Annotated in this window: 19 protein-coding genes; 6 read left to right on the top strand and 13 right to left on the bottom strand. The window is 61.7% G+C overall.

Features of this window, described 5'->3' with window-relative positions:
- The coding region (locus Q8O69_RS14455) for an isoaspartyl peptidase/L-asparaginase family protein (RefSeq protein WP_305592994.1) at positions 1 to 908 on the bottom strand (908 nt) is incomplete at its 3' end.
- A gap of 23 nt (positions 909 to 931) precedes the next feature.
- Between Q8O69_RS14455 and Q8O69_RS14450 the strand changes: the two genes are divergently transcribed.
- A complete protein-coding gene (locus Q8O69_RS14450; RefSeq protein ID WP_305592993.1) occupies positions 932 to 1135 on the top strand; it encodes a hypothetical protein in 204 nt (67 codons plus the stop codon).
- Here the strand turns inward: Q8O69_RS14450 and hppD are convergent.
- From hppD to Q8O69_RS14415, 7 genes are all read right to left on the bottom strand, one after another.
- Positions 1132 to 2214, bottom strand: coding sequence for a 4-hydroxyphenylpyruvate dioxygenase (gene hppD / locus Q8O69_RS14445; RefSeq protein ID WP_305592992.1), 1083 nt, complete (start codon positions 2212 to 2214; stop codon positions 1132 to 1134). The genes Q8O69_RS14450 and hppD overlap by 4 nt on opposite strands.
- Positions 2215 to 2660: 446 nt before the next feature.
- Positions 2661 to 4439 carry an ABC transporter ATP-binding protein gene (locus Q8O69_RS14440; RefSeq protein WP_305592991.1) on the bottom strand — a complete coding sequence of 593 codons (1779 nt, stop codon included), beginning with the start codon at positions 4437 to 4439 and terminating at the stop codon, positions 2661 to 2663.
- The gene (locus Q8O69_RS14435) at positions 4432 to 5064 is read right to left on the bottom strand and encodes a DsbA family protein (protein ID WP_305592990.1); all 633 of its coding nucleotides are present in this window, start codon (positions 5062 to 5064) and stop codon (positions 4432 to 4434) included. The genes Q8O69_RS14440 and Q8O69_RS14435 overlap by 8 nt, the downstream gene beginning before the upstream one ends.
- Positions 5065 to 5066: 2 nt before the next feature.
- Entirely contained in the window at positions 5067 to 6005 is a 939-nt protein-coding gene (locus tag Q8O69_RS14430) for a rhodanese-related sulfurtransferase (protein ID WP_305592989.1), read from the bottom strand.
- A 138-nt stretch (positions 6006 to 6143) separates the two neighbouring features.
- Positions 6144 to 6437, bottom strand: a complete 294-nt coding sequence (locus Q8O69_RS14425) for a BolA family transcriptional regulator (RefSeq protein ID WP_305592988.1) — start codon at positions 6435 to 6437, stop codon at positions 6144 to 6146.
- 12 nt (positions 6438 to 6449) lie between these two features.
- On the bottom strand, positions 6450 to 6950 hold the full coding sequence (locus Q8O69_RS14420; protein WP_275962853.1) for a DUF2059 domain-containing protein: 501 nt from the start codon (positions 6948 to 6950) through the stop codon (positions 6450 to 6452).
- A 101-nt stretch (positions 6951 to 7051) separates the two neighbouring features.
- Entirely contained in the window at positions 7052 to 7228 is a 177-nt protein-coding gene (locus Q8O69_RS14415; protein ID WP_275962852.1) for a hypothetical protein, read from the bottom strand.
- Here Q8O69_RS14415 and Q8O69_RS14410 point away from each other — a divergent pair.
- The 3 genes from Q8O69_RS14410 (at position 7215) to Q8O69_RS14400 (ending at position 10352) form a co-directional block, all read left to right on the top strand.
- Positions 7215 to 8225 (top strand): DUF2804 domain-containing protein, encoded by a 1011-nt coding sequence (locus Q8O69_RS14410; protein WP_275962851.1) that lies wholly within the window; start codon positions 7215 to 7217, stop codon positions 8223 to 8225. The genes Q8O69_RS14415 and Q8O69_RS14410 overlap by 14 nt on opposite strands.
- Positions 8226 to 8344: 119 nt before the next feature.
- Positions 8345 to 9739: a class II fumarate hydratase gene (locus tag Q8O69_RS14405; protein WP_305592987.1), complete on the top strand. Its 1395-nt coding sequence runs from the start codon at positions 8345 to 8347 to the stop codon at positions 9737 to 9739.
- On the top strand, positions 9732 to 10352 hold the full coding sequence (locus Q8O69_RS14400; protein WP_275962849.1) for an NAD(P)H-dependent oxidoreductase: 621 nt from the start codon (positions 9732 to 9734) through the stop codon (positions 10350 to 10352). Before Q8O69_RS14405 ends, Q8O69_RS14400 begins: the two co-directional genes overlap by 8 nt.
- On the opposite strand, the gene Q8O69_RS14395 is transcribed toward Q8O69_RS14400, so the two are convergent.
- Positions 10349 to 10657: a hypothetical protein gene (locus tag Q8O69_RS14395; RefSeq protein WP_305592986.1), complete on the bottom strand. Its 309-nt coding sequence runs from the start codon at positions 10655 to 10657 to the stop codon at positions 10349 to 10351. The genes Q8O69_RS14400 and Q8O69_RS14395 overlap by 4 nt on opposite strands.
- A complete protein-coding gene (locus Q8O69_RS14390; RefSeq protein WP_305592985.1) occupies positions 10654 to 11625 on the bottom strand; it encodes a DMT family transporter in 972 nt (323 codons plus the stop codon). Before Q8O69_RS14390 ends, Q8O69_RS14395 begins: the two co-directional genes overlap by 4 nt.
- A gap of 288 nt (positions 11626 to 11913) precedes the next feature.
- Between Q8O69_RS14390 and Q8O69_RS14385 the strand changes: the two genes are divergently transcribed.
- Positions 11914 to 12123, top strand: a complete 210-nt coding sequence (locus Q8O69_RS14385) for a DUF6316 family protein (protein WP_275962846.1) — start codon at positions 11914 to 11916, stop codon at positions 12121 to 12123.
- Between the two features lie 63 nt (positions 12124 to 12186).
- Here the strand turns inward: Q8O69_RS14385 and Q8O69_RS14380 are convergent, their stop codons facing one another.
- The 3 genes from Q8O69_RS14380 to Q8O69_RS14370 form a co-directional block, all read right to left on the bottom strand.
- Positions 12187 to 13371: a thiolase family protein gene (locus Q8O69_RS14380; protein ID WP_305592984.1), complete on the bottom strand. Its 1185-nt coding sequence runs from the start codon at positions 13369 to 13371 to the stop codon at positions 12187 to 12189.
- Positions 13372 to 13492: 121 nt separating this feature from the next.
- Positions 13493 to 14980 (bottom strand): polyphosphate:AMP phosphotransferase, encoded by a 1488-nt coding sequence (pap, locus tag Q8O69_RS14375; protein WP_305592983.1) that lies wholly within the window; start codon positions 14978 to 14980, stop codon positions 13493 to 13495.
- A gap of 289 nt (positions 14981 to 15269) precedes the next feature.
- Positions 15270 to 15578 (bottom strand): class I SAM-dependent methyltransferase, encoded by a 309-nt coding sequence (locus tag Q8O69_RS14370; RefSeq protein ID WP_305592982.1) that lies wholly within the window; start codon positions 15576 to 15578, stop codon positions 15270 to 15272.
- A 544-nt stretch (positions 15579 to 16122) separates the two neighbouring features.
- On the opposite strand from Q8O69_RS14370, the gene Q8O69_RS14365 reads away from it, so the two are divergent.
- Positions 16123 to 17067: a triacylglycerol lipase gene (locus tag Q8O69_RS14365; RefSeq protein ID WP_305592981.1), complete on the top strand. Its 945-nt coding sequence runs from the start codon at positions 16123 to 16125 to the stop codon at positions 17065 to 17067.
- Positions 17068 to 17075: the final 8 nt, after the last annotated feature.

Below are 17075 nucleotides of genomic sequence, written 5' to 3'. Positions count from 1 at the left end.
GTCAACCGTTCCTGGATCACCGTGTCGGCGGCCTTCTGCAGGCTCATGCCGCTGTACTGCACCAGGGCGCAGATCTCCCGGGCGACGGTCAGGCGGATGAAATACTCGCCGGTGCCGGTGGCAGAGACCGCGCAGGACTGGTTGGAGGCGTAGGTGCCCGCCCCGATGATCGGCGAATCGCCGACCCGGCCCCAGCGCTTGGCCGTCGTGCCGCCGGTGGAGGTGCCGGCGGCGATGTCGCCCTTGCTGTCCAGGGCGACCACCCCGACGGTGCCAAACTTGCGGTCGTCGGGGATGGGGGCGAAGGCTTGGGGCGTGGGCGCTCCCGCGGGGCGGGGCGGGATCGGCAGGCCCTGCTTGGTCAGTTCCCTGACCAGCCCTTGCCAGCGGCGCTCGGTGAAGAAGAAGGCCGGATCGACCAGCTCGAGGCCCACCGAGGCGGCGAAGGCGTCGGCGCCGGCCCCGACCATCATCACGTGCCGGGACTTCTCCATCACCGCCCTGGCAAGGCTGATCGGGTGGCGGGTGCGGGTGACGCCGGCGACGGAACCGGCCTTCAGCGTCGCGCCGTCCATCACCGCGGCGTCCAGCTCGTTGCGGCCCTCGGCGGTGAAGACGGCGCCCCGGCCGGCGTTGAACAGGGGATCGTCCTCGAACTCGCGGATCACGGCCTCGACCGCGTCCATCGCCGAGCCGCCGCGTTCGAGCACCGCCGTTCCGGTCGCGACCGCCCGGGCCATCGCGGCGCGATAGGCGGCTTCGGTCTCCGGCGTCAGGTCCTTGCGCTCGATGACCCCGGCCCCGCCGTGGATCGCTATCGCCCACCCGGGCTTGGCGAGCGCGGGGGTGGCGCCGAGGGTGACGAGACTGAATACAATCAGAGCGAGTTTTCTGTATTGCTTGATCAACCTGTTCGTCCTATGTTCACGCCATGACTGACGGGCCCGACAACATCGTGCTGCAGTACCTGCGTCACATTTCGACGCAGGTCGATCGGCTTGTCGAGGAGGTCGCCGAGATCAAGGTCCGGCTGACCAATGTCGAAGAGAACCTCGTCGTACTGAACCGCCGCATGGACCGTTTCGAACAGCGGCTCGACCGCATTGAGGTTCGCCTGGGACTCGCCGAAGCCTAGACTGCCTTCACCACCCCGCGGCGGATCTGGTCGAGTTCGATGGACTCGAACAGGGCCTTGAAGTTGCCCTCGCCGAAGCCTTCGTTGCCCTTGCGCTGGATGATCTCGAAGAAGATCGGGCCAATCACAGTATTGGTGAAAATCTGCAGGAGGATGCCGTCATCACCCGGTGCGCCGTCGATCAGGATATTCAGCTCACGGAGCACATCGCTCGGCTCGCCATGCCCGGCCACACGGGTATCGACCTTGTCGTAGTAGGTGCCGGGGGTGACCATAAAATCCACGCCATTGGCGCGCAGCTGGCGCACGGTGGCGTAGATGTCCTCGGTGCTCAGGGCGATATGCTGGATGCCTTCGCCCTGGTATTCGCGGATAAATTCCTCGATCTGCGACTTGTCGTCGGCCGACTCGTTGATCGGGATGCGGATCTTGCCGCAGGGCGCGGTCATGGCGCGGGACAGCAGGCCGGTGAGCTTGCCTTCGATATCGAAATAGCGGATCTCGCGGAAGTTGGCGATGCGCTCGTAGAAGCCCGACCACACGTCCATCTGCCCGCGTTTGACGTTGTGGGTCAGATGATCCAGCTCTTTCAGGCCGACCGCATTGTCGTTCGGCGTGCGGCCTTCGATGTACTCGAAGTCGACGTCGTAGATGCTCTTGTCGCCGAAGCGGTCCACCAGATACAGCAAGGAGCCGCCGATACCTTCCACGCAGGGGATGTTCAGCTCGCCGAAGTTGGCGTGGCTGCCCACCAGTTTGGCGCCCTGGGATTCCACATAGGCGGCGGCCTGGGCGGCGTTCTGCACGCGGAAGGCCATGGCGCAGGCACTCGGGCCGTGTTTCAGACCGAACTCGCGCACATGCCCGGTAGGGCTGCCATTAAGCACGAAGTTGATGTCGTTCTGCTGGAACAGCCAGACCTCTTTCGAGCGGTGCTTGGCGGTTTCGGTAAAGCCCATGGCGGTGAACAGCTCACGCAGCTGCTGGATGCCTTCCGGGGTCGGCGCGGTGTATTCAACGAACTCGAAGCCGTCGGTACCGATAGGGTTGTGCTGTTCGATCTTGTTCACGGCGTTCATTGCGCCTCCTCGTTGTTGTTTTGATCAACCGCTGCGTCAGCGGGATTGACCTCATAACAACCGAGCGCAGGCCCGCTAACAAGCGGACCCAGAGCGCCCTACCCCAGGCTTGGCCAAGGCTTTCGGCAAGTTTTTAATACACTCAGGAAAACAGCGTGTTTGCTGACTGCAAGCACCCGCACCGCGTAACGAAAGATTTACAAGGCGGTCGATTTAACTGCCAGGTGCGAGACCTCACTGCCCCAGGCCTGATTGAAATCCACAACAAATCGCGGGCATGGCCCGCTCCTACGGCTCGTGCTGTGCCGTAGGAACGGCGGGGACGCCTAGTTCATGCCCGAGAGAAAGTGTTGTTTTCGCCAGGAGCCGTAGGGTGGATGACGCTTTTTCATCCACCGCAAGACTGCGCTGGTGGATGGGTGAAGCGTCATCCACCCTACTAGCTATCAGTGCTGCAGATGACCGTAGAGCTTGGCGTAAAGTCCGCCGTCAGCGATCAGTTGCTGGTGGCCGCCGTCTTCGGCGATGCTGCCGCCGTCGAATACCAGCACCCGATCAGCCTGCTTCACCGCGCTCAGGCGGTGGGCAATGATCAGCGTGGTGCGGCCATGCAGAAACTGGTTGAGCGCCTGGTGCAGGGCGTACTCGGTGGCGGCATCCAGGGCCGAAGTGGCTTCATCCAGAATCACCACTTTCGGTTCAGCCAGCACCATCCGGGCAATGGCCAGGCGCTGACGCTGACCGCCAGACAGACGCACGCCGGAGCGGCCGACAATACTGTCCAGGCCTTGCGGCAAGCCGTGAATGGTGTCGGCCAGCTGAGCAATTTCCAGCGCACGCCAGCAAGCGTCATCGCCCCGCTCCCGGCCCATGCACAGGTTGGCGCGCACCGTGTCGTTGAACAGCGCCGGGTGCTGCAGCACTACCGCGACGTGTTCACGCACCGCTTCCAGGCCGATTTCTTCCTGGCTGCTGCCACCAAACCGGATGGTCCCGGCCTGCGGCGTATACAGGCCGAGCAGCAGCTGCACCAAAGTGCTCTTGCCGCCGCCGCTGGCACCGACTATGGCAACCTTCTCCCCTGGGGCAATGCTCAGGTTGAGGTGATCCAGCACCGGTTCATCGTTATAGGCGAAGGTCAAATCGCTGACCTCGATACCCACCGTATCGCGGCCCTTGAATGGGTCGACGCGGCCGGGGTATTGCGGCTCGTCCTTGCGTGCCAGCAGCTCATTGATCCGCGTCAGCGCGCCGCCGGCGGCGTAGAAGGCATATTGCAGGCTGAGCAGTTGCTCAACCGGGCCGATCATAAACCACAGGTAGCTGAACACCGCGAGCATCTGGCCAATCGACAGGTCGGAGAACAGCACGGTGAGCATGGCGGCGGCGCGGAACACGTCGATGCCGAACTGGAACAGCAGGCCGCTGGCGCGATTCGAGGCGTCGGTCTTCCATTGCGAGGCCACGGCGTAGTCACGCACTTCCTTGGCGCGGCCGCCGAGGCGACCGAGGAAGAAGCCCTGACGGTTGCCCGCGCGGATTTCCTGGATGGCTTCGAGGGTTTCGGTCAGCGCCTGGGTAAAGCGCGAGGTGCTGTCGTTTTCCAGTTTTTTCAGGTGTTTGACCCGTTTGCCCAACAACACCGTGGCGTAGATCACCAGGGGGTTGAACAGCAGAATCAACAGCGCCAGCTGCCAGTGCATCCAGATCAGGATCGCCGAGGTGCCGGCCAGGGTCAGCACCGCCACCAGAAAGCGGCTGAGGGTTTCGCCAACAAATTTATCCAGCGTGTCCAGATCGGTGACCAGATGGGTGGTCACGGTGCCGCCGCCGAGGCTTTCGTATTCGCCGAGGGAAATGCGCTTGAGTCGCTCGATCAGGCGCATGCGGATGCGGTAGACGATGTCCTTGGACAGCCGGGCAAACAGCCGCGCCTGCAGCACGTTGAAGATCAGCGCGCCGCCGCGCAGAAACAGGGTCAGCACCAGCATCAGGCCGATATAGCCGGCGGCGGTTTCCCAGTCAGCCGGCAGGAAGTTGTCCATCACCTTGAGCGCGGCGTCACCGTCGTTAAGCAGCACTTCATCGACCAGCAGCGGCAGCAGCAGCGGAATCGGCACGCTGCACAGGGTGGCAAAAACTGCCACCAGGTTGGCCAGGATCAGGGCTTTTTTGTGGTGCAGGGCCAGCCGGCGAATTTCCGCCCAACTCAAACGATCAGGCATGGGTAACCCGCTCCAGCCAGCGCGCAAGCAAGGGCTGCAGCACATCCAGAGGTTGATAGCCGTTGGTCAACAGCGCCAGTTGGCCATTGCGTTCGGCCAACAGGGTTGGAAAGCCGGCGATGCCCAGGTCCTGCACCCAGCTGACATCGGCGGCGGTGGCGTCGCGCTGCGCGGCGCTGTCGAAGGCTTCGGCAAATACGATGCGCGGAATGCCGGCGCGCTCAGCCAACTCCACCAGCACGCTGGCGCGGGTGACATCCACGCCCTTGGTATAGAACGCGCGCTGGATCAACTGCGCCAGCGGCCAGACCAGTTCGGGTGCCAGATTACGCGCCGTGACCAATGCACGGCAGGCCGGCTCGGTGTCGTACACCAGGCCCTCGGGCAGGCCTTCGTTGAAGTTGAACAGCTGGCCGGTGCTGGCATTCACCGCCTGCCAATAGCTCAGGTAACGCACCCGCGCCGCCGCATCGATGGCCACGCCATCACGACGCAGGCCGCCCAGCACCAGCTGCAGGCCGACGCCTGCCGCAGCGGCCTGCTCGGCGAGGGACTCGAGCACCGGAGCAAAGCCCCAGCACCATGAACACATCGGGTCCATCACATAGAGCAGGCGTGCTTGCATGCTTAAGCCTCGCGCGATTGTCGGGGGTTGTAGCCCAGCGGATGCGGCTGATTACGCGCCTTGGCCAGTTCGATCTGGCGCTGACGCTCGCGGGCGCCGGCGCGGGTCTTTTCCGGCAGCGAATCCCAGCAATGTGGGCAACTGACGCCCGGGGTGTAGAACTCGGACTGCCGATCCTCCACCGACACCGGCGTGCGACAGGCGTGGCATTGGTCGTAGTCGCCTTCGGAGAGGTCGTGGCGCACCGTCACCCGGTTATCGAAGACAAAGCAGTCGCCCTGCCACTTGGTCTCTTCCTGAGGCACTTCTTCGAGGTACTTGAGGATGCCGCCCTTGAGGTGGAACACCTCCTCGAAACCTTCACCAAGCATATAGCTGGAGGCCTTTTCGCAGCGGATACCGCCGGTGCAGAACATCGCCACTTTCTTATGCTTGGCCGGATCGAAGTGCGCCTTGATGTACTCGGGAAACTCGCGAAACGACTTGGTTTTCGGGTCTACCGCGCCTTCGAAGCTACCAATCGACACTTCGTAATCGTTGCGCGTATCGATCAGCAGCACCTCGGGGTCGCTGATCAGCGCGTTCCAGTCCTTGGGCTCAACGTAGGTACCGACCTTTTGGTTCGGATCGACGCCCGGCACGCCCAAGGTGACGATTTCCTTCTTCAGCTTGACCTTGGTGCGATAGAACGGCTGCTCATCGCAATAGGATTCCTTGTGGTCGATGTCGGCCAGGCGTGGGTCCAGGCCAAACCAGGCCATCAAGCCATCGATAGCGGCACGCGAGCCAGAGACGGTGCCGTTAATGCCCTCTTCGGCCAGCAGCAAGGTGCCTTTGACGCCGTTATCCAGCATGCATTGCAGCAGTGGCTCGCGCAGGTCATGGAAGTCCGGCAGGGAAACGAATTTATACAGCGCGGCGACAACGATCTTGTCAGTCATGTGCAAGTCCTTCAGTAGTCGCCCACGTAAAGGGCGGACCGGGATACAAAAAAATACGCCGGCCCAGGTTGTTCACCTAGAGCCGGCGGGGGCGGCAGTTTACTGTCCTTGAGGCAACCCGTGTAGAGGCGAATTGCCTCAGTGGCCGCCCTTGCAGGTTGGCGACGCCGGAGCCACGCCCTGCTGCGACCACTCATCGGGCGTGTAGGTGTGCAGCGCCAGGGCGTGAATCTGCCCCATCAGCTCACCGACAGCGGCATAGACCTTCTGATGACGCTTGACCGCATTCAGGCCGGCGAACTGCTCGCTGACGATCACCGCCTTGTAATGGGTTTCCAGACCACGGCTGTGCATATGGCTTTCATCCAGCACCTCCAGGTGCTGGGGTTGCAGGCTCAGCAGAGCGGCTTGCAGCAAATCGACTTTCGGCATGGGTACTGTCACTCAGGGCTTCTTTGGAGTCAGCTTGCTGGTCATTTCCGCCAACAGCTGGTTGACCTTGGGTACGGCGGCTTCCAGCTTGCCCTGGGTCAACTGCGCCGACTGCGCGGTCAGTGTCGGCATCTTCTCCAGGACTTTCTTGCCCAACGGCGACTCGTAGAAACGGATCAGGTCCTGCATTTCCTGCTCGTTAAAGTTGCTGGTGTAGAGCTTGACCATATCCGGCTTAAGCTTGTCCCAGCCTACGGCCTGCTCCAGGGCGGCATTGGCCTGGGCCTGGTAGGTTTCCAGCACAGCCTTCTCGCTTTGCGGCGCATTGCTCTCGGCAAAACGCTGGGCAAACATCTGCTGCACCTGGGCATACACCGGTACCGCCAGCTTGTCGGCGCGGGCCAGCAGCAGGAAACGCTCGGCGTCAGCGGCGTGACTTTTGGCATCAGCGAGCACCTGAGCACTACCGCACGTCAGTATTAAGGCAGCGCAAAAGGCAGGTAAACGTGACATGTACTACTCCTGAGGAAGGGAATGAGTGCTGTTGGACTCAATTGCCGGCATTTTGTGCCCAAGCGCGGGTCACACTCAAGTCAGTGAGCGCGTCGATCAACTCACACTACAACTGTGCACTGGCGCACTGCCTGGTTAAAGGCCAAAATGCCAGCACTTGCCGAGCAGGCCAATGCCTGTGCATGCTCGGCCAGATAAGCCATCTTCTGCTTCAGCGTGCCGGCGCTCAAAAGGCGAGGCACCAGCACACACATGGACGTGTCGATGAACAGCTTCACTCACCCAGAGCCTCTTGCCGCCATCGCGCTATGCGATAGCCACGGCCTGCTTAACCCGCAGGCCATCGGCTGGTCGCCCAGGCCGATGATCGATTGCGCGATACCCGGGCACTTCGGCCGGCGCAAACGCTGGAACCATTGGTGCATCACCACCCCGCAGTGGATGCTCTCGTTTACCCAGGCCGACCTCGACTACCTGGGTTATGCCGCCGCCTACTTCCTTGATCTGCAAAGCGGCCAAGCCGTCGCCTACAGCCAATACCGTCTATTCGGCCGCGGCTGCGACCTGCCAGATCAGCCGCAGGCCAGCCACGAATTCAACCACCCACGCCTGCAACTGCGCGTGGCTGAACACACCGGGCGCACGCGCATCACCATCAATGCGCCAGATATTGGCGGCCAACCGCTGCAAGTCGCCCTGGATATTCAGCGCCCTGCCCACCTGGACTCGGTCAACCTGGTCGCCCCGCTCGGTCCGCATAGCTTTCACGCCACCAGCCGCCAGCTGGGCCTGCCCTGCAGTGGCAGCGTGCAACTGGGCAAACAGCATTACAGCTGCGTGACTGGGCAAAGCTTTGCTTCGCTGGATTTCGGCCGTGGCGTCTGGCCACTCAACAGCCACTGGACCCGCGCCGCCTTTGCTGCGCCGGGCGGTATCGCCGGCAACTTCGGTGCCGGCTGGACGGATCACAGCGGCCTGTCGGAAAACACCCTGTGGTTTGGCGGCGAACTGCAGCACCTGGACACCCCCATCACCATTACCCAGGCGCCGCACAACCCACTGGCACCCTGGCAACTGCGCAGCCCGGATGATGCCGTACAGCTGACCTTCAGCCCACGCCAACGCCACCAGGCCTACCGCCGGCTCGGGCCGTTCTATGCAGATACGCAGCAGTGGTTCGGACATTTCGAGGGTGTTCTACGCGGCCCGGAAGGTGAGCGCGTGCCGGTCAACAACGCCCTTGGCTGGCTGGGTGAGACCCGCGCACGCTGGTAATCGGCCATCGATGTTGAACCTCTACTGATGCATAGCGACCTAAGCTGAGATACGCCCAGGCTGGCAATCGCCGGCCGGGCAACTCGTTTGCTGCATGCGCAACCATCAGGAGAGCCGCCATGAGCCGCACTGAAACCGACAGCCTGGGTCCTATCGAAGTGCCCGATGAGGCGTACTGGGGCGCGCAGACCCAACGCTCACTGATCAATTTCGCCATCGGCCAAGAGCGCATGCCCTTGCCGGTGGTACACGCCCTGGCGCTGATCAAGAAGGCTGCCGCGCGAGTCAACCAGCGCATTGGTGAATTGCCGGCCGATCTGGCCCGGCTGATCGAGCAGGCCGCCAACGAGGTGCTGGCCGGCCAGCATGATGAGCAATTTCCCCTGGTGGTCTGGCAGACCGGCAGCGGCACGCAAAGCAATATGAACGTCAATGAAGTGATCGCCGGGCGGGCCAATGAACTGGCCGGCAGCGGCCGTGGCGGCAAAACGCCGGTGCACCCCAACGATCATGTCAATCGCGCGCAAAGCTCCAACGACAGCTTCCCCACCGCCATGCATATCGCCGCCGTGCAGGCCATACAGCAGCAACTGCTGCCCGCCGTGCGCGAGCTGCGTGATGGGCTGCAGGAACAAGCTGAACGCCATGCGCGGCTAGTCAAGACCGGGCGCACACACATGATGGACGCCACACCGATGACCTTCGGCCAGGAGCTATCGGCCTTTGTCGCGCAGCTGGGTTATGCCGAACGCGCCATCCAGGCCGCTCTGCCGGCCGTCTGTGAACTGGCCCAGGGCGGCACAGCAGTCGGCACCGGATTGAATTCACCGCAAGGTTTTGCCGACGCCATGGCCGCCGAACTGGCCGCTTTAAGTAGCCTGCCGCTGGTCAGCGCACCGAACAAATTTGCCGCCCTGTCCGGCCACGAGCCGCTGGTGGCGCTATCAGGCGCCTTGAAAACCCTCGCGGTCGGCCTTATGAAGCTTGCCAATGACCTGCGTTTACTGGGCTCCGGCCCGCGCGCAGGCTTTGCCGAGGTGCGCTTGCCGGCCAATGAGCCGGGCAGTTCGATCATGCCGGGCAAGGTCAACCCTACTCAATGCGAGGCGCTGTCGATGCTGGCCTGCCAGGTGCTGGGTAACGACACCACGATTGCCTTTGCTGCGAGCCAGGGCCATCTGCAGCTCAACGTGTTCAAGCCGGTGATCATCCACAATCTGCTGCAATCGATACGCTTACTCGCGGACGGCTGCCATAACTTCCAGCAACACTGCGTGGCTGGCCTGCAACCCGATGCGACGAAAATGGCCGAACACCTGGAGCGTGGCCTGATGCTGGTAACCGCGCTAAACCCGCATATCGGCTACGACAAAGCCGCACAGATCGCCAAGCAGGCCTATCAGGACGGCACCACCCTGCGCGAAGCAGCGCTGCAACTGGGCTACCTGAGCAATGAACAATTCGACGCCTGGGTGCGTCCCGAAAACATGCTGGAGGCAGGTCAACATGAGTGAAGCGGCAAAGAGCGGCGCAACACCACTGGAAGGTGATGGCAAACGCATCCTGATGATTCTCGGCACACCGAAGGGCAACAGCTTCTGCCATGCCCTCGGTGAAGCCTATGCCCAGGGTGCCCGTAGCAAGGGTCACGTGGTGCGCCAGTTGAAGCTAGGCGAGATGAGCTATGACCCGGTGCTGCGTGATGGCTACGAGCAAAGCCAGCAACTGGAACCCGACCTGCTGGAAGCACAGCGGCAGATTCACTGGGCTGAACACCTGGTATTCGTCTACCCGGTCTGGTGGGGCGGCATTCCCGCGCTGCTCAAGGGCTTCTTCGACCGCACCTTTCTGCCGGGCTTTGCCTTCAAGTACCGCAACCGCTCACAACTTTGGGACAAGCTGCTGACCGGACGTACCGCCGATCTGCTGGTGACCATGGATACACCGCCCTGGTACTTCCGCTGGATCTATGGCGCCCCCGGCCATCGGCAGATGACCCGTACCATCCTCGGCTTCAGCGGCATCAAAACCCGCCGTCTGGCCGAATTCGCCCCGGTGCGCCCCTCCAGCGAAGAACAACGTCAGAGCTGGTTGCGCCGCGCGGAAAGCCTCGGCGTGAAAGCCTAGTCGCCGAGGTACTCACGGGCTTTCAGGCCGACAAAACGGCGGCCTGGGTTGTCATCGCTGGCACTCCACTCCTCGGGTGAGAACAGCTGAAACAGGCCAATGCGGCAAAGTGTGGGTACGGCCAGTTCCAGCTCACGCTCGACCTCGCCGCGCTCACCCTGGTTGTACAGGTCGATGTTGTGCAGCATGGTGGCCACCGTTCCCGTCTGTACACGGCTGCCATCGCGCAAGGTCACTGCCGGCAAAGATTGCTCCCCGGCAGCAAGGATCTTGCCGTTAATCCGTGCCAATTCATCATTGCTCATTTCAAGACTCCTAAAGGAACCACGCCGCTCTTGCGGGCTTTCCAGCTGGCGACCAACGATGGGCCGAGCGCCGTCAGCGCCGAGCCCAGCACCACCAGCACGGCGCCGCCATAGGCCAACCAGTTGATCTGCTCGGGCTGCACATGGTCAGGCCACCAGCTGGCGGCCAGCGCCACCGAAGCAAAAGTCACCAACGGGGTGATGGCTAGCGCTGCGCTTACCCGTGAAGCCTCCCAGTGAGCCAACGCTTCGGCAAACGCGCCATAGGCCACCAGCGTATTCAGGCAGCAGGCGAACAGCAGCCAGCCCTGCAGCGGGCTTAACTCAAGTGCTTGCAGCGGATGCGCCCAGGGCGTCAGCAGTACAGCGCAGGCCAGGTAGATCACCATCATCACCTGCAGCGAGTTCCACACCGTCAGTAGCTGTTTCTGCGCCAAGCCATAGAACGCCCAGACAAACGCCGCCAGCAGCACGATCAGCACACCGGTGGTGTAAGCCGTCAGCGAAGTCAGTAGCTCATCCAGACGTTGGTTGAAGAACAAGACAAAACCGATCAGCAACACCAGCAAGCCCAGCCCCTGGCCGAGGCTGAAACGCTCGCGGAAGATAAAAATACTGCTGACCAGCAGCAGAATCGGCGCCACCTGAATCACCAGCTGGGTCGTGCCGGGGCTGAGCAAATTGAGGCCAACCAGATACAGCACATAGTTGGCGGTCAACCCGGCAATCGCCAGCAGCAGAAGCCAGGCGCCCTTCTTGCCCAATGGGCGGAATGCCGGCAGACGTTTGCTGGCTGCCAGGTAGGCGAGCAGGATGGAGCCGGAAACCAGCAGGCGAAACCAGGTCACCGTAACCGGGTCCATCACCTGCAGCACTTCCTTGAGTTTGATCGGCAGCACGCCCCACAACACCGCAGTCAGCAGCGCGAGAAACAAACCGTAGAGCCAGCGACCGGAAGAAATGTGCATAAACGCCTCGCAACAGCACCGCAACCTTTGCCCTATGCAGGTTGGGGCAGCAACACAGCATTCTAGGTCGCCACTAATAACCAGCACAGCCACAGCCAGGCACAGCTATTCACGGCAACTGTACTGATGGCCGCACAGCATCAAGTCAGCCTTATGGCGTCAAAAAATATGAAAAACGGAAAAACCACGCCGGATTTCGGCAAAAACGACCATTTGTCGTTATTTAGTGCAGCCAGAAAAACGCCGTTTAGACTGACCTCAGCAGCTCATTTTGCGGGAGGTTCATTTATGTTCGGCCAGCGCAATATCGACCATAACCCAGGCACCCACTACCGCAGCGAACGTGTTAGCGCGGTCAACGGCCAGTTTTTCTTCTCCACCCGCGAGGGCACCCTGGAAGGCCCCTACTTCAACCGAACGGATGCCGAACGCGAGATCGCCTTCTATATCCGCCGAATGATCCAGGCCAACGAGATCATCGAGAGCCGCGCGTTCTGAACGCCAAAACCAGCCAATAAAAAACCGCGACATGTCGCGGTTTTTTTATTGAGCGCAGAACGGTCAGCGCACGGTTTCAAACAGCCCGGTTGCGCCCATACCGCCGCCTACACACATGGTGACGATGCCGTAGCGCAGCTTGCGCCGTTGTAGCTCACGTACCAGATGGCCGACCTGGCGCGAACCGGTCATGCCGAACGGGTGGCCGATGGAGATCGAGCCGCCATTGACGTTGTACTTGGCGTTGTCGATTTCCAGACGGTCGCGGGCATACAGGCACTGCGAAGCAAACGCCTCGTTGAGCTCCCACAGGTCGATATCGGCAACACTCAGGCCCTTGGCCTTGAGCAGTTTTGGCACCGAGAACACCGGACCGATGCCCATTTCATCGGGCTCGCAACCGGCGGCAACAAAGCCACGGAAGAACGCCAGCGGCTTGAGGCCCAGTTCGATGGCTTTTTCCAGGCTCATCACCAAGGTCATCGACGCGCCATCGGAGAGCTGCGAGGCATTGCCAGCGGTGACCGAACCGTCGTCGGCAAATACCGGTTTGAGCGCCGCCAGGCTTTCCAGGGTGGTGTCTGCACGGTTGCAGTCGTCGTGGGCGACGATGCCGTCAACGATGCTCTTCTCGCCGGTGGCTTTGTCTTCAACCTGATACTTGACGTGCATCGGCACGATTTCATCGTCGAACAGGCCTTCGGCCTGCGCTCGCGCAGTGCGCTGCTGGCTCTGCAGGGCGTAGGCGTCCTGGGCCTCGCGGCTGACGTTGTAACGACGGGCAACGATCTCAGCGGTCTGCCCCATCGGGTAATAGATACCCGGCACATCTTTTTGCAGCAGCGGGTTGAACAGGTTCTGCGTGTTCATGCTTTTCAGGGTCATGGTGATCGACTCAACGCCGCCCGCCACGATGACATCGCTGCAGCCGGACGCCACCTGGTTGGCAGCAATCGCGATGGCCTGCAGACCTGAGGAGCAGAAACGGTTGAGGGTCATGCCCGCCACGTTGGTGCCCAAGCCGGACAGCACCGCAACGTTGCGGCCGATGTTCATGCCCTGGGCGCCTTCATTGGAACCGGCGCCGACGATGCAATCATCCACCAGCGCCGGATCAATGCCGGTACGCGCCAGCAATGCATTGACGCAATGAGCCGCCATGTCGTCTGGACGGGTCAGATTGAACTTGCCACGGAAGGACTTGGCCAAACCAGTCCGTACGCTGTCAACGATCACCACTTCACGCATGTCGCACCTCATTATTATTGGGTTGAGTTGCCAACAAGAATAAAGCCGGACAATCTCACTCAGCGATGATCATTCATCAGCCGTATGCGCGACCATCCTGTTGTCCACGTAAAACACTCAATCAGCCCTTGCCGAATGCCGCCTCAAGCGCCTGATTGATGGTGCGCAGTACCTTGATTCGGGCGAAGCGTTTGTCATTGGCTTCCACCAGCGTCCAGGGCGCGATTTCCGTGCTGGTGCGGTCGACCATATCGCCTATCGCATCGCGGTACAGCGGCCATTTTTCGCGGTTGCGCCAGTCTTCTTCGGTGATCTTGAAACGCTTGAAGGGAATCTGCTCACGCGCCTTGAAGCGCTCCAGCTGGGTCTGCTGATCAATCGACAGCCAGAACTTCACCAGCACCACGCCGGCTTCGCTGAGCTGCTCTTCGAAGTCGTTGATCTCGCCATAGGCGCGCAGCCAGTCGCCGGTGCTGCAAAAGCCCTCGACCCGTTCCACCAGCACCCGGCCATACCAGGAGCGATCAAACACGGTGAACTTGCCGCGCGGCGGAATATGCCGCCAGAAGCGCCACAGGTAAGGCTGCGCGCGCTCTTCTTCGGTTGGCGCAGCAACCGGGACGATGCGGTACTGACGGGGATCGAGCGCACCGATCACCCGGCGAATCGCCCCGCCCTTACCCGCCGCATCATTACCCTCGAACACCGCGATCAGCGAATGGCGACGCATACGCTTGTCGCGCATCAAGCTAGAGAGTCGCGCCTGCTCGATCACCAGCTGCTCGTTGTAGCTGTCCTTGTCCAGCGCCTGGGTCATGTCCAGGCTGTCGATCAACCCACGCTCATCCAGGCTGGAAGTCAGCGGCGCAGCATGGGGATGGGGTACGGGGCGGCTCTTGGCCTTCAGCGCCGCCTGCAACCCATCGAGCAGGATGCGCCCGACCGTCAGGCTGCGGTAATACTCATCTACCCCCTCAACCACATACCAGGGCGCATAATCACGGCTGGTGCGGCGCAGTACGCGCTCACCAACCCGCACGAACTTGTCGTAGGTCTTCGACTGCTGCCAGTCCAGCGGACTGATCCGCCAGCTGTGCAGCGGGTCGTCCTGCAGCGCCTTCAGGCGCGCCTTCATCTGCTGTTTGGACAGATGAAACCAGAACTTGAAGATCAGCGTGCCCTCATCGCAGAGCATGCGCTCCAGCCCCAGGGTGGTGTCGATGGCCTGGTCGAGCACGGCGTTCTTGATCCGCCCATGCACCCGTCCCTGCAGCATCTGGCTGTACCAGTTGCCGAAGAAAATGCCGATGCGCCCCTTGGGCGGCAGTTGCCGCCAATAGCGCCAAGCCGGCGGGCGCGCCAGTTCCTCATCAGTCTGCTGATCGAAGGTGTTGACCTGAATCAGCCGCGCGTCCATCCACTCGTTGAGCAGTTTGACCGTCTCGCCCTTGCCCGCGCCTTCGATGCCATCGATCAGGATAAGCACGGCAAAACGCCCTTGCTGCTGCAACTCGTACTGCGCCTCCAGCAGCGCTTCGCGCAGCGCTGGAGCCTCGGCCTCATAGGTTTCTTTATCAATACTGCGGCCGATCTCGGCGGATTCGAACATAGCCCACTCCCTGACAATATCGGTTGAGCCTAGCGGATCGGCAGTGGCTTTGGCCAAAGCTGTTGCATCATTCAACTGCAGGCCGTTGAAAACGTAGGCGAGGCAGGCAAGACAAGGCGAAATCGGCCGCTACGCAGCACAGCGGAGTAACAGCCGCAGGCTGGCCCGCAGGGCGAACGTAGTAAGTCAAAAGCGGAGTTTACGTGTTGTAAATAAGCATTTTGAGACGCCGCGTCCCGGGCCGATTTCAACGCAGTATTGCCAACGCAGGTAGTTTCTCAACGGCCTGTCAGCGCCGGGTGATCAACCCCTGCTTGGCCACCCGCGTCAGCTGACGCACAGTCTCTTCCAACTGCGCGGCGCTTGGCGCCTGGATCACCGCCATGTCGAAGTGATCGCTGGCAAAGCGCGCCAGGGATTCGCCATCGCGAACAAAGTTGATCAGAAAGGTACGCGGGCCTGGCCAACGCTTGGGCCAGCCGTCGAGGTAGCGCAGCAGGGTCGGCTGGTGACTGCCGCCCAGGAGGATTTTCGGATTGTGCAGGGTTAGCCCGGATGTGATCGGGGCCAGGCGAATAAGCGGTTGGGGACAGTGCATCGATATGTCTCCGCCTCATTGGGTCCGCTGGGCAGCGGTGAGAGGCGACACCGAACCAGCGCTTTAGCGGAATTTCAAAGCCTCCGAAGAGTGCTTCTCAGGGCGCTGCAATCAGCAGTTAACCCGGCGCCCCGCAAGTAGCTGTTTAAATCGGCGCATGGGTCGGCATCCTAGAGAAGCCTGCGCAGCACTGTCAAGGCGCGCCGCTAAGGCCACGCCCAACCACCCCAACCTTTGATTGGTGGCACCGCTAATCGACCTAACCACTCGGCTTTTTGCCGCCTGCACGCAGGCCGCTGCTCCGCCATCTGGGGCCTGAATCCAGGCCCGCGCCGTTTCACCCCGTAACAAACCCGCAGCACTGCGCCTGCACCGGGTTGCACACAACGTCGATGTAGCGCCCGTGGCAGAGGGCTACACGGCTATTTGCCGCTACTGGCATGGTTTCTGCCAATACCCCTGGGCTGATGTACACGCCACGGGATGGGCGTTTTGGCTGCATGGACTGCCTTGAACTGCCCGATCAACCCTAGCGAGAGCACCAATGAACAACAATAAAACCCTGCTCGCCCTCTGCCTGGGCGCCGGTTTACTGGCCTCCGGCAATACTCATGCCTTCTGGTTCGGCTCCTCCGGCTACACCCAGACCAAATACCCGGTTGTATTGGCCCACGGCATGCTCGGTTTCGACAGCATCCTCGGGGTCGACTACTGGTACGGCATCCCTGCCGCGCTACGCCGTGACGGCGCCAGCGTGTACGTCACCGAAGTCAGCCAGCTGAATACCTCGGAAGCCCGCGGCGAAGAACTGCTGGCCCAGGTGGAAGACATTATCGCCATCAGTGGCAAGCCCAAGGTCAACCTGATCGGCCACAGCCACGGTGGCCCAACCATCCGCTATGTCGCCGCCGTCAAACCAAGCCTGATTGCCTCAGCCACCAGCGTCGGTGCGCCGCACAAAGGCTCGGCCACCGCCGACTTTATCCGTCAGGTGCCAGCAGGCTCGGCCGGGGAAACCCTGCTCGCCGGCATCGTCAACGGGCTCGGCACGCTGATCAACTTCCTCTCCGGCAGCTCCAGCACCAGCCCGCAGAACGCTCTGGGCTCGCTGGAATCGCTCAACAGCCAGGGCGCGGCGCGCTTCAATGCCAAGTTCCCGCAGGGCATTCCGACCACCGCCTGCGGTGAAGGCGCCTACAGCGTGAATGGCGTGCGCTACTACTCCTGGAGTGGCACCAGCCCGGTGACCAATATCATCGACCCGAGCGACCTGCTGCTGGGCGCCACAGCGCTGACCTTCAAGGGCGAAGCCAACGATGGTCTGGTTGGCCGTTGCAGCTCGCGCATGGGCAAGGTAATCCGCGATAACTACCGGATGAACCACCTCGACGAGGTCAACCAGACCCTGGGGCTGACCAGCCTGTTCGAAACCGACCCGGTCACGGTCTATCGCCAGCACGCCAACCGCCTGAAAAACGACGGTCTGTAACAGCTTCG

Origin of the sequence: Pseudomonas sp., assembly GCF_030690725.1 — a bacterium.
Lineage (GTDB): Bacteria > Pseudomonadota > Gammaproteobacteria > Pseudomonadales > Pseudomonadaceae > Aquipseudomonas.
The sequence above is the reverse complement of the archived record's forward strand: the minus strand, read 5'-3'. Positions and strand labels throughout refer to the sequence as shown.

Coding starts and splice junctions, on each gene's coding strand:
- Q8O69_RS14425 (WP_305592988.1), bottom strand. CDS start 6,437: ATGCCGAAAGTCGATTTGCTGCAAGCCGCTCTGCTGAGCCTGCAACCC.
- Q8O69_RS14420 (WP_275962853.1), bottom strand. CDS start 6,950: ATGTCACGTTTACCTGCCTTTTGCGCTGCCTTAATACTGACGTGCGGT.
- Q8O69_RS14405 (WP_305592987.1), top strand. CDS start 8,345: ATGAGCCGCACTGAAACCGACAGCCTGGGTCCTATCGAAGTGCCCGAT.
- Q8O69_RS14395 (WP_305592986.1), bottom strand. CDS start 10,657: ATGAGCAATGATGAATTGGCACGGATTAACGGCAAGATCCTTGCTGCC.
- Q8O69_RS14365 (WP_305592981.1), top strand. CDS start 16,123: ATGAACAACAATAAAACCCTGCTCGCCCTCTGCCTGGGCGCCGGTTTA.
- Q8O69_RS14440 (WP_305592991.1), bottom strand. CDS start 4,439: ATGCCTGATCGTTTGAGTTGGGCGGAAATTCGCCGGCTGGCCCTGCAC.
- Q8O69_RS14385 (WP_275962846.1), top strand. CDS start 11,914: ATGTTCGGCCAGCGCAATATCGACCATAACCCAGGCACCCACTACCGC.
- Q8O69_RS14380 (WP_305592984.1), bottom strand. CDS start 13,371: ATGCGTGAAGTGGTGATCGTTGACAGCGTACGGACTGGTTTGGCCAAG.
- Q8O69_RS14370 (WP_305592982.1), bottom strand. CDS start 15,578: ATGCACTGTCCCCAACCGCTTATTCGCCTGGCCCCGATCACATCCGGG.
- Q8O69_RS14435 (WP_305592990.1), bottom strand. CDS start 5,064: ATGCAAGCACGCCTGCTCTATGTGATGGACCCGATGTGTTCATGGTGC.
- Q8O69_RS14410 (WP_275962851.1), top strand. CDS start 7,215: ATGAACAGCTTCACTCACCCAGAGCCTCTTGCCGCCATCGCGCTATGC.
- Q8O69_RS14390 (WP_305592985.1), bottom strand. CDS start 11,625: ATGCACATTTCTTCCGGTCGCTGGCTCTACGGTTTGTTTCTCGCGCTG.
- hppD (WP_305592992.1), bottom strand. CDS start 2,214: ATGAACGCCGTGAACAAGATCGAACAGCACAACCCTATCGGTACCGAC.
- Q8O69_RS14400 (WP_275962849.1), top strand. CDS start 9,732: ATGAGTGAAGCGGCAAAGAGCGGCGCAACACCACTGGAAGGTGATGGC.
- Q8O69_RS14430 (WP_305592989.1), bottom strand. CDS start 6,005: ATGACTGACAAGATCGTTGTCGCCGCGCTGTATAAATTCGTTTCCCTG.
- Q8O69_RS14450 (WP_305592993.1), top strand. CDS start 932: ATGACTGACGGGCCCGACAACATCGTGCTGCAGTACCTGCGTCACATT.
- pap (WP_305592983.1), bottom strand. CDS start 14,980: ATGTTCGAATCCGCCGAGATCGGCCGCAGTATTGATAAAGAAACCTAT.